The organism is Sinomicrobium pectinilyticum (assembly GCF_003725735.1).
GTDB classification, from domain to species: Bacteria; Bacteroidota; Bacteroidia; order Flavobacteriales; family Flavobacteriaceae; genus Sinomicrobium; species Sinomicrobium pectinilyticum.
Genome location: NZ_RJTM01000190.1, coordinates 1 through 12,029, shown reverse-complemented (window position 1 = coordinate 12,029; position 12,029 = coordinate 1). Strand labels below are relative to the sequence as shown.

The following is a 12,029-nucleotide window of genomic DNA, read 5'->3' as shown; positions in this document are numbered from 1 at the left end:
AAGTTTGGTCCAAAATAATCATTCCCCTGTGTGTTTAAAATTTAATCATGGATGTTTCATTTTACGATGAGTCTAGTATATGGTCTACCAATCTTTTTCCTGTCTATGTCCGCAGCTTTGGTATTTCTATTGATCCCAAAGATCTTTGGCTCCATTTTCCTAACAGGAAATTAAAAACAGTATGAAAAAACTAATTTTATATTTAACCCTGACTTTTATCATCAGCTGGTCGAGTTTTCTTATTCTTAAAGAAACCAATACAGAATCGTTAACTTTTTATTTGGTTACAGCACTATGGTATATGCCTGGCCCTGCAATTGCTACCTTAATTATGGAGCGTTTTAAGAGAGGTGGATTATTATCATATTTTAACCTTAAAAAAATTGATTATAGATGGTTTTTAATAGCTCCTTTAATTGCTGTAATATTCAATTCTTTGGTTTTTCTTCTAATCTATTTGTTTGGAGAAATAATGTCATTTGAACGATTTGGTAATTTGATTTTTTCTAAAGAGGAGATTATAGAAAACCTTGCGGACAAAGGTTTGATAGCTAACTTTGGAAATGTAAAAATACCTGAGAATACATTTATTCTACTGATAATTATCTCCCTTTTTGGAAGTACAATTGGAGGACTTATTAATCTTCCTTTTACACTTGGAGAAGAACTAGGATGGCGTGGTTATTTGCTGAGAAATATTAAATCTAATTTTTTCGTGAAAAATATACTTATTGGCATGATCTGGGGCATCTGGCACATGCCCATAATATTTCTAGGATATAATTTCGAAAGCGACTTTATTCTGGGGTCATTGCTCATGATAGTTTTTTGTATTGTAGCAACATTTGTCTTCTCTTTCTTAAGATATAAATCCAATACCGTCCTAACTCCTGCATTTCTTCATGGAAGTATTAATGCCACAGCTCCAATAATTTTACTTTATTTGAAAGGTGGTAGTGATTTATTCTGGAGCCCGGTAGGAATATCCGGGATTCTGGCCATGTTAATAGTAAGTATTGTTTTATATTCTTGTTTTGGAGTATGTAAGACTTCGGCATCAATTACCCCTGTGAATCAACCATTCCCCTAAATCCTATTATCATGAACACATTTCTTTAAGATAATTGGAATTTACCCCAAAAAGTACTGTTCCGCTTTTTCTTCTCTTACTTCCTATTGTATATATGCTCTCCGGTGTTTAACCCATTATGGCAAATTACATTTCCACGATAAAACCCTGTTACCTCTATTTTTTTTCGGCATTTACCGTGGTCATAATTCCCGGTAACACAACCTTATCATCGACCCATGCCACATGTGGAACATTACCCCCTGGAACAAATCTTTGAAAGAGTTCCGGGTGATGGGGTCATGCATACCGAAAGCATTTTTAATACGGCCGTACAAAGATCTTCAGGTTATCCAGGGATCAAAACCCCATCTGTTCCCATCATAGACTGTGAGGTTAGAGACATTCGCAAAGGATACAACACTATGGAAAGCGGGTATTTCACAATAATTGTATGTAAATTCACACCACTATTGGTATATTTACTGCAATTAATTTATATTATGCGAATTTCAAAATTCTTTCTTTCTTTTTTATTTTTCGCTTTATCATTAATCAAATTAAGTGCTCAGGCAGACAAGGATTCTTTATTAAAACAAAATGCAGATGATTTGATTAAAGAATTAAAATTGATGTATGAATTAGATCAGAGTCTCAGAAATTATGTAGAGTATAGTGTTTTTAAATCAAGTTCTGATAGTATCGATATGTCTGACATAGATACTTTGTCGATGAAGGTTCAAAATGAAATATGGAAAACTATTATTAATCCAAATGATTCCATCAACACCCAAAAAATGATTACCATAATCGATCAATATGGATTTCCGTCAATAGACCGACTAGAGCAATTGGGAGGAACAGATATAGATTTTAACCCTATCATAATTCTTATTCATACACCATTTAGTATGGTAGAGAAATTAATCCCAATAGCTGAAAGAGAATTTAAAAATGGGAATTTTAAGAGCAAATGTGAGTACGGATATTTATTATGGCATTTACATGGCAGATCCGATTTTAGGTATATGTTAGAGAACGGGTATATTATGGAGACTGACGAAGATGGAAAATTCCATTTAAAGAATACATGCGAATAACCCTCACAATAATAATCGTAGTTATTTAGGGAGGATTACAACCCCACGCAGGGGAGAACAATCAGACAGAGTTTAATTTACAGACCCGATGATATAGATCCAAGCGTTGTTCTTTCAGCTGTTTCAACTATCGGATTTGTCGGAATATTTGCTGGGCCTCCTTTTAATTGGTTTCGCCTCCAGGATATGGCAAATTCATGTAGCTTTTACCTCTGTTATAGTGAAGTTTTTGGTTGTTTTATTTGTCTTTTATTCAGATTATAAATCTAAGGAAGCTTATGAGCGCAAAGAATAAGTGACTAGTCATCCTTGGGAGGTCAATAAAACGGCGGATAGTTGATTTTCATGAATTATTATTAGGATACTACAAAGCGTTTTTTAATATTTCTCTTAATTCATCCATAGTTTTATCTCTTGCAATTATCTTTCCGTCCGGAGCAATTAATATTGTTGTTGGAAAACTCGTTACTTTTAATTTTTCAATTAATGAGTTTCTGTCTTGTTTATTTTGATTTACGAAAATATGCTCCCAATTCATGTTTTCTTTGCTGATAAAATTTGAAACCTTTTTAGGATCATTATCGAAAGCAACACTTACCAATACGAATTTATCTTTAGAAAATTCGGAATTTATTTGTTTTAATTCTGGTATCAGCTTAATACAAGGATTACACCATGTTCCCCAGAAATCTAGTAGAATATAATTGTTTGGATAGTGCTCTAATTCAAAAATGGAGTTATCAAGACGTTTTGCTTTAAATTTTGGTATGTAGAATCCTTCATTAATTCCTGTAGATTTGGAATTTAGCCCCACATATTTTATAAATAATCGATCACCCCAATTCGTAATAGAGTCTATTAAATAATCATGACCTTTTACATTAAATACATCTCCAATTTGGTAAGGAATATCACCTTTTAATTCTGATGGCAATGAATCTATATTTGAAGCTAAAAATAATGAAACCTCACCATTAGGATAATTTACTCTTGAAAAACCATTTGACACAAATATTTCTAAATCTTGTCCATTTAAATTGATGTTTCCTTTTTTAAATTCAGGGAAACTCGCAAAAAGATAATATTTTTTTTCAATTTGATTTTCAGTATTAAATGTTAACCCGAGCGAACCTTTATATGGGCTTGGTTTTATCTTAATCTCCTTGGTCTTTACCCGGTTATTCTCGAAATATTCATATTGAGTTAAAACCTGTGGTAGAGCGCTTTGTATTTCCTTTTGTTTCTGATTATTTAAAGGATATTCATATTCGAAAATTTTCTCATCCCCAAAATCTCCATCGTTATCCGAATCGACGATTATTATCCTCTTGCTTTGTTGTGTCCCAATCAAAATCAAAACTTCACAATCAATGTATTTATTACTTAATGTTGTTGTATCAATGTTGTAATGTTTTGATATTTTCTCAAACTGGTCTTTCCCTATTTCTTTAGCTACATATTTATTCCAAAAGTATTGGTCAGCCTGCAAGGGCAGACTTCTTACAACATACTCATTGATATCTTTGGGAACATTTCGATAATTTAGAGAGTCTTGACTGGGCCATAGAATAACATTCCCAGGCCTAAATATTCCATATCCATCCTGAGTATTTAAATCAGCTGTAAAATCAGTTTTTGAATTATTACATCCAATGAGTATTATAAAAATTATATAAATTAATTGTTTCATATCATATAACATATAGAACTTGTCTTGAGTTGTTCTATTACCTACAAAATCATCATTTTGCCCCCTAATTTCGGAATTTTCTCGAACCGTAGCGCTGCTATGCTTCTCCAAAATTACTTCATTAGTGAACAAAAGCATGACTTTTCGCTCAAATACAACAACTCAAGACGAGTTCATATTTAAATGCTCCGTAGTACTCAAATATACACAATTCACTGCTTGCCTCCCATAACATATGTAATTCCCGAAACTTATTGTTGAACTTCGTTTGCAAAGAGAGCCAATTTTTTATTACCCCCTATCTAGTGTTCGTTTATAACGGGCTCCCATTTCAATTAGCATTGTTCTTTTAGAGTGCATCACAAACGCTTCTACGATAGGCCCTCGTTTCAACGGTGCTCCGAACGAGGACCAGTAGGGAGATTTCCTCTTATATCACTTCTTGCTTTTCCTGACAGGATATTTTTCAATATACGCTTTCATCATTTCACCGGGTTCTTTTCCCACGGCTTTTTCGATAAGTAGAAATTCATAGGGCTCAGGTGCTCCGGTATTGAAATAGATATCGATTAATCGTTGTTTCTCTATCCCAGTCCTGGCTTGGATTATTTCAAAAGTGTTTTCTCCCTCAAACTCCTCTCGCATAAATAGTCCGAAATTGGTCCGCTTTTCCAATTTGTATTTTTTCTTTAGTTCCAAACTGCGGTGAGTATAGACAGCATCCTGTACATTTTTAATCGTGTCGCCTGTATTGACAGCGATATTATAGAAGGAATGGAGCGATACGCTTTTTCTTTTCTTGGTGATGATTTTACTAATCTCTCCATCCGATACTCCTGTTTTCTGACTTAGAGCTAAATTTGACAAGCCAAGAAGTTTCTTTCTGGATTGTACATAATCTGCAAAATTGGAAATCTCTTTTAAAAGTAATTCGCTCACATTCATATTACAGTGACTTTACGTCAAGTTCTTTTATTTTTATTTGCATAAATGGAATTATTCATCTATATTTGCACAAGCGATTTGAAAGTCACGGCTAAATGCCATGATTAACGATGTTTTCTCGGCTCGTAAACAACCAATATTTCCACCGAGGGGACCGTGCAGATCGCCCCATGCTTGAAAAAGTTTTATACTTTTGTATAGAGCATGTGGGTTGGTCGCACGTTAACTTTAGGTGGAGTTCTCCACGAACCTCGTGTAGGTTTAGGAGCAACTGGGTTGGTTACCCTCGAGTCTAAAGTGTGCGGCCGCCCCTTGCTTTTTTAAGTGGTTTTTTATAGCATACTCCGAGACGAACATCGTTCAATCATAATTATAACGATTATGAAAAGAGCGATTTTAGACTACATCCAAAGCGTTGAATTCCATCTCAATGAGGTATGGCTTCGATTCGCTCATCTCATCCTAACAAAGAACATTATCTGTCCGCCGGGCTGACGAAATAATTAAGAAACCTGCCGGATAGCAAAAGCAGGGGCGTTATACACCATGCTTGCCAGTTACTGGCTGCTGTCCGCTACCACCGGCCCCGTGCTCGCAGAAACATACAGCTTGCGACAGGGGAAAGACTACTTAATTTATTAGTTACTCGTAATGACAATAAAAATAGTTTGTTTTTCCTTGATCTGCAAACGGAAGATGGTATGAGGGTCGGTTTTTCATGCTAAACACACTAACATTATCATTATGAAAGCATCGCAGCAAAAACTACAGCATCTTCAGCAACAGTGGAGCGCCGAAATGGCAACCTTTCACGAACTACAACAAACGCACAAAGCCCTTAACGAAGAGCTCCTGGAGTGTTGGCAAAAACTGGAGACCCTCACTTCTCCGGTCAGGTTTAGAAGGCAAAACGTATAGCTTAACTTTCAACCAACAACCTGAAACCCCACAGGATTTTTTAGCTAACACTCAAATATTAGAATTATGAAACACGCCACATTAGCGGGGTTCCCCTGCTGGTGCCCCATTACTATTGTCTTAATTTTTCTTAGCCTGCCCGTATCGCTTATAGCTTCACCACCCCTTCAGTCTACTGCTCAACATCAAATTACCGGAACCGTAACCGACCAGGAAGGTCTGCCCTTGGCCGGTGTTAATATTATCATCAAAGACCGGGAAGCGGGCACCATGTCTGATGAAAACGGAAAGTATACTATGGCCGTACAAGATACGGATATATTGATTTTTTCATTCGTAGGCTTTAAAATGCAGGAAGTAGCCGTTGCTGGAAAAACCGATGTCCATGTAACCATGCAAGAGGACATTATGGCCTTGGAAGGGGTAGAGGTCAATGCCGGGTATTATACGGTAAAGGAAAGGGAAAGGACGGGGAGTATTTCGCGTATAAATGCGGAGGACATCGGCAAACAACCCGTGTCCAATCCGCTGGCGGCCATGCAGGGCCGGATGCCGGGGGTGTATATACAGCAGAACACCGGGGTTCCGGGCGGGGACTTCAATATACAAATACGTGGAAGAAACAGTATTGCCGGGGGTAATGCCCCGTTGTATGTGGTAGACGGGGTGCCGTTTCCTTCAGAGCCGTCTTCCGCCTTCGGTAACCTTATAACCAACGGTGGAAATTCCCTGAACGGTCTGGATGTAAATAACATAGCGAGTATAGAAGTATTAAAAGATGCCGATGCCACAGCCATTTACGGTTCACGCGGGGCTAACGGGGTGGTGCTCATTACTACCAAAAAAGGAAGTGCCGGAAAAGCTTCCCTGGATTTGAATATACAATCCGGAACGGGCAGCGTGGGCCGTTTTATGGACTTGTTAGATACCGGGCAGTACCTGCAAATGCGCCGCGAAGCCTTTGCCAATGACGGGGTAGAACCAACACCGGCAAATGCCCGCGACCTCTTGCTTTGGGATACCTCGCGGTATACCGACTGGCAAAAAAAACTGGTAGGAGGAACATCTTACCTCACGGATCTCCGGGGAGCGGTTTCCGGGGGCAATGCACAGACCTCTTTTCGTTTCGGAGGAGGATACCGTAAGGAGACTACCGTTTTTCCCGGGGATTTTGGCTATCGGAAACTCTCCGGATTTTTAAACCTTACACACCGTTCGGAAGATAACAGGTTTCGGGCAGAGGTTTCTGTAAACTATGCGGCAGAAGATAATAACCTGATGTCCCGGGATATCACCTCTTTTATATTTCTTCCCCCGGTGGCGCCACCGGTCTACGATAACAACGGTAACCTGAATTGGGGGCCGGAAGGCGGTTCGTTTAATAATCCTTATAGTATTCTGCGAAGGACATACACTACCGGTACGGACAATCTCATAGGCAATGTGGGGTTGGATTATGAATTCCTTCCGGGGCTTCGGGCAAAAGTGGGAATGGGATATACCAGTATCCGGGCCAAAGATGTTCAGGTTACCCCCTGGAGCTCCATTCACCCGCTTTCCCTGTCTTATGAAGAGGCCAATTCCACTTTTGGAAATAAGAATACCAAAACCTGGATTGTCGAACCGCGGCTGGAATATGCCAAAACCATAGGCCGGGGAGAGCTCCGTATTTTGGCCGGAAGCACTTTTCAGCAAACAAAAAACGAAAGTCTGTATGTGTATGCTTCCGGTTTTTCGAGCGATGCCCTGTTGGAGGATGTGGCGTCTGCCGGAACTATCCGTTCCAATTCCGGGTATTCCGAATATAACTACCATGCTGTTTTCGGACGGGTGAATTTTAATTGGGATTCCCGGTATATCCTGAACCTTACCGGGCGGCGAGACGGTTCCAGCAGGTTCGGACCGGGAAAGCGATTTGCCGGTTTCGGGGCCGTAGGATTGGCCTGGATATTTTCGGAAGAACGGTTTTTAAAAAATTCCCTGCTCAGTTTTGGCAAGCTCAGGGCCAGTTACGGCACATCGGGGAATGACCAGATCGGGGACTACGGTTATCTCGATACCTATTCCTCAACAGTCCCTTATCAGGACCATGCCGGGTTATACCCCACCCGCCTGTTTAATCCCGGGTATGGCTGGGAGGTCAATAAAAAACTGGAAATAGCGCTGGAGCTCGGTTTGGCCCACAATCGTGTTACGCTCAGTACGGCCTGGTTCCGTAACCGCTCGTCTAACCAGCTGGTTGGGCTGTCGCTACCCCCGGTGACCGGTTTTTCCTCCATACAGGCCAATTTACCCGCTCTTGTACAGAATACCGGTATAGAAATAGCGCTTCATACGCAGAATATCCGCTCGGAAGACTTCAGCTGGGACACTTCGGTCAATATCACCATACCCCGTAATAAGTTACTCGAATATCCGGGCCTGGAAAATTCGGGCTATACCAATACTTATGCCATAGGGAAATCGCTGAATATCCGGAAAACTTTCCGGTATACCGGTATCGAACCGCAGACCGGAATATACCGGTTTGAGGATGTAAACGGGGATGGCCGCGTGTCCTACCCCGACGATCTGCAGGCCATTAAAGCCATAGAACAGGATTTTTTCGGGGGCATGCATAATAGCCTTTCTTATAAAGGCCTTCAGCTGGATGTCTTTTTCCAGTTTGTCCGGCAAACGGGGAATACCTCCTTGTTTGCTACCCGTTCCGTTCCGGGTACATCCGTCAATCAGCCGGTTGAGGTTATGGAGCGCTGGCAGCAGCCCGGCGATGTTTCTAATGTGCAGCCATTTACTCAAAGTGCTTCTTCAGCACAAACTATTGCCTTTAACCAAAGCCTGTTTTACGGGGACAACACCATAGGGGATGCCTCCTTTATACGTTTAAAAACCGTGTCCCTGTCGTATACCGTCCCTGCTCGTTACCTGTCCGGGATGAAAGCCCGGGTGTATGTACAAGGTCAAAACCTGCTCACCATCACCGGCTACTCAGGTTTAGACCCCGAGTACAGTACCAGTATGAGACTTCCTCCGCTGCAAATGCTTACTGCTGGCGTACAACTCACTTTATAAATCGACAAGAGATGAAATTATACATGCTGAAAAGAATAAAACACTGGCTTTACTTCTTGCCAATTACCGGAATAGTGTTTTGCTGTGAAAACTTTACCGAAACAGGCGTGCCGAAGACAGAACTCATAGGAACCCGGGTATACACTACGGATGAAACGGCTACGGCTGCTGTTACCGGGATCTACAGTCGTATGGTGAGTGGTTTCGGAGGTTTTGCCAATTACAGGACAACCTTATGGGGCGGGTTATCGGCCGATGAACTGGACAATTTTTCGACCGATATGTCCCAGGTCGAATTTTATGAAAATGCACTGTCCCCGACCAACAATTTTGTGGGGAATTTATGGAGCGAGCCGTATAATTATATTTATCATGCCAATGCCGTACTGGAAGGGCTGGAAAACGCTAACGGGATTTCCCCGGTAATCAGGCGGCAGTTAAGGGGAGAAGCCCTTTTTATACGGGCTTTTTGTCATTTTTACCTCGTTAACTGGTTTGGAGGAGTACCTTATATAACCACTACGGACTACCGCGAAAATTCCTTGGCTTCTAGATTACCCGAAGCAGAAGTTTACCCGTTGCTTATAGCCGACCTGGAACAGGCACGGGAATTACTGGAAGCTACTTATGTTACCGGGGAAAGGATTCGCCCTAATCGTCATACCGCTACAGCGCTGCTTGCCCGGGTTTACCTGTATTCGGGCGATTGGCTTAATGCCGAAACCATGACAACCGAAGTCATAGACCTTCACGGGATATATGAATTGGAAGAAGACCCGGACAAGGTATTTCTGGCCAATTCCACAGAGGCTATCTGGCAGCTAAGGCCCGTTGCAGGCAACAGGAACACGGTAGAAGGATACAGTTTTATACTTACGGCGGCCCCCGCCAATTCTGCCCTGAGCCACCGGGTCATAGATGCCTTTGAACCCGGAGATATCCGGAAAACGCGATGGACAGGGAGTATTATCTCAGGGAACAGCACCTATTATTATCCCTACAAATACAAGGTAAGAACAGGGAGTGAACTTTCCGAATACTATATGGTTTTCCGGCTGGCCGAGTTATACTTGGTCCGTGCAGAAGCCAGGGCACGGCAGGGTAATATCTCCGGGGCCGGGAAAGATCTGAACATCATCCGCAACCGGGCCGGCCTGGCCAATACTACGGCAGCTACACAGGCAGAAATGCTGGATGCCGTGTTCCGGGAAAAACGCGTGGAATTCTTTGCCGAATGGGGGCATCGCTGGTTCGACCTCAAACGTACGGGAAGGGCCGGTACGGTACTGGGAACAGTAAAACCGGGATGGCAGCCCACCGATGTATTGTACCCTGTCCCACATGCCGAAATTCAGAACAATCCCAATATGGAGCAAAACCCGGGATACGAATAACAATTAGTTAAAAACCGTAATTGTAATGACAAATATAACACGTAGAATTAACCTGATAAGCGCGGTATTTTTCCTGGCATTCATCTTGCTGGGATGTAAGCAGGGCCGTGAACAGGCTGAGGTCGCAGACAAGCTGAAAAACGAAGGGGATGGTTATCCCGAGATAGGAAAACCGTGCCCTCCCTTTACGCTTGGGAGTATAACCTATTACCATAAAGAGCAAGCTTCCCTCGAAGATTTTAAGGGAAAACCCTTGATCCTGGATTTCTGGACCAGGTCCTGCAGGTCCTGTATAGCGAGTTTCCCGAAAGTGAACCGGTTACAAGAGCAGTTCGGAGACCAGGTTCGGTTTATGCTGGTAAGCCGGGAAGATGGCAAAAATAAGGGAGTCCGGGAAGTGTATGAGAGATTTCGGAAAAGGTATAAACTCAATTTACCTGTAAGTTATACGGCCGAACTGTTTGATAAGTTCGGGGTAACAACCGTGCCTCATGTGGTATGGATAGACGGAGAAGGTGTGGTCAAAGCTATTACCTCGGGAGCACAGGTAAAAGCGGAGAATATACAGGATTTTATAGCCGGGAAAGAACTAAAACTCTTCAAAAAACCGAATCGGGAAGAGGAAGAAAACATGGCACGACAAGAAGAGTCCGCCGCGGAAAATGAGGATACGGAAACGACCGGGGTCCTGTACAGATCAGAACTGACAGGCGTAAACAGGGCTGTATACAATACGGCTTTTCCATCCAGTTTTGCGCCCTCCCTGGTTGAGAAACACAGTGGTTTCCGGATGGATAATGTGTCTGTAGAAGGTTTATACAGGTTGGCCTATACCGATACGGTTCGGTCTGTACCCTATGACAGGAAGAATACCAGCTACGGAAAGTTTTGGGCAAGACCTGTGCTGGAGGTTACGGACTCCTCGGCATTCGAATTTGACAGGGAAGCGGAAAAGGGGGTGTATTGCTACCGACTAAAGGTGCCAGAAAACAAAAGCCGTGACCCGTTATACGTACAACAAATAATGCGCAGGGACCTGAAAAACTATTTCGGATATGATGTACAGGTAGAAACCCGGCCCATGCCGTGCTGGAAATTGACAATAGCTTCGGAAAAGATCAAACGGGAATTACAGACCCAAGGCGGAAAGCCTGAAAGAGATAGAAGTGATTCCGGCTTAAAATTGGTTAATCGGCCCGTACATCACTTAATCATAGATTTATGGGGCAGCAACCAGTTGCAGCCACCATTTATTGATGAAACCGGGATTACCGGGAACATTGACATTTCTTTGGAAGGGTTTTTGGGCGATTTTAAAGGATATAGAACAGCGCTTCGGGAAAGAGGATTAATACTGGAGAAAGGAAAGAAGAACATGAAGGTTATCGTGATCAGGGACCCAAAGGATTAAGGCCAAAAAAAAGGATTGGTGAATGCTCACCAATCCTCCCTGTTTAATCAGGTTGAGGCCTGTGCCATGCGGCAGAACATCCACTATCCTGGTAATAAGTGAAATTTTCTCCGTTTTCTACTTCATTACAAATCGGATCATTAAGATTCGTAGAAGTACATACGGCAGGCTTCGTAGCAGCCTGGCATGGAGTAGTTGCCGATTCCCTCCAGGCATCCTGTGCGGGAGCAAGGATACTCGAAGCAAAGGCACCTCCGGCAGCAATTACAAAGGCCGCAGCCATCATCAGATTTCTGGAATATTTCATGATTTAAAAATTTAGATTAACGCCTACTCTGTCTTCCGGGTTTTCGGCTTCCCCCGTATGTATTGCGCAATACATATGTTATACTCGGGCAGTATTCGTTTTTTCGGGTTTGGTGTAGAGTAA

General features: G+C 42.1%; 9 protein-coding genes. 6 read left to right on the top strand and 3 right to left on the bottom strand.

Translation table 11 applies throughout. From position 1 onward, the window contains the following. Positions 1-181 precede the first annotated feature (181 nt). Complete coding sequence (locus tag ED312_RS23050; RefSeq protein WP_123218380.1) at positions 182-1,090, top strand: CPBP family intramembrane glutamic endopeptidase; 909 nt, start codon at positions 182-184, stop codon at positions 1,088-1,090. A 218-nt stretch (positions 1,091-1,308) separates the two neighbouring features. Next, positions 1,309-2,169, top strand: coding sequence for a hypothetical protein (locus ED312_RS23045; RefSeq protein ID WP_123218379.1), 861 nt, complete (start codon positions 1,309-1,311; stop codon positions 2,167-2,169). A 364-nt stretch (positions 2,170-2,533) separates the two neighbouring features. Here ED312_RS23045 and ED312_RS23040 read toward each other — a convergent pair whose 3' ends face one another. Beyond that, a complete protein-coding gene (locus tag ED312_RS23040; RefSeq protein WP_170164610.1) occupies positions 2,534-3,859 on the bottom strand; it encodes a TlpA family protein disulfide reductase in 1,326 nt (441 codons plus the stop codon). A 435-nt stretch (positions 3,860-4,294) separates the two neighbouring features. Continuing rightward, on the bottom strand, positions 4,295-4,798 hold the full coding sequence (locus ED312_RS23035; RefSeq protein ID WP_206363306.1) for a hypothetical protein: 504 nt from the start codon (positions 4,796-4,798) through the stop codon (positions 4,295-4,297). A 750-nt stretch (positions 4,799-5,548) separates the two neighbouring features. Here ED312_RS23035 and ED312_RS24010 point away from each other — a divergent pair. The 4 genes from ED312_RS24010 to ED312_RS23020 all read left to right on the top strand — a co-directional run bounded on the left by ED312_RS24010 (position 5,549) and on the right by ED312_RS23020 (position 11,599). After that, a complete protein-coding gene (locus ED312_RS24010) occupies positions 5,549-5,722 on the top strand; it encodes a hypothetical protein (protein WP_170164609.1) in 174 nt (57 codons plus the stop codon). Positions 5,723-5,788: 66 nt separating this feature from the next. After that, positions 5,789-8,794 (top strand): SusC/RagA family TonB-linked outer membrane protein, encoded by a 3,006-nt coding sequence (locus ED312_RS23030; protein WP_123218376.1) that lies wholly within the window; start codon positions 5,789-5,791, stop codon positions 8,792-8,794. 11 nt (positions 8,795-8,805) lie between these two features. Beyond that, positions 8,806-10,188: a RagB/SusD family nutrient uptake outer membrane protein gene (locus tag ED312_RS23025; protein WP_123218375.1), complete on the top strand. Its 1,383-nt coding sequence runs from the start codon at positions 8,806-8,808 to the stop codon at positions 10,186-10,188. A gap of 25 nt (positions 10,189-10,213) precedes the next feature. Then, positions 10,214-11,599, top strand: a complete 1,386-nt coding sequence (locus ED312_RS23020; RefSeq protein ID WP_123218374.1) for a redoxin domain-containing protein — start codon at positions 10,214-10,216, stop codon at positions 11,597-11,599. 43 nt (positions 11,600-11,642) lie between these two features. On the opposite strand, the gene ED312_RS23015 is transcribed toward ED312_RS23020, so the two are convergent. Continuing rightward, complete coding sequence (locus ED312_RS23015) at positions 11,643-11,906, bottom strand: hypothetical protein (RefSeq protein ID WP_123218373.1); 264 nt, start codon at positions 11,904-11,906, stop codon at positions 11,643-11,645. Between the last annotated feature and the right edge of the window lie 123 nt (positions 11,907-12,029).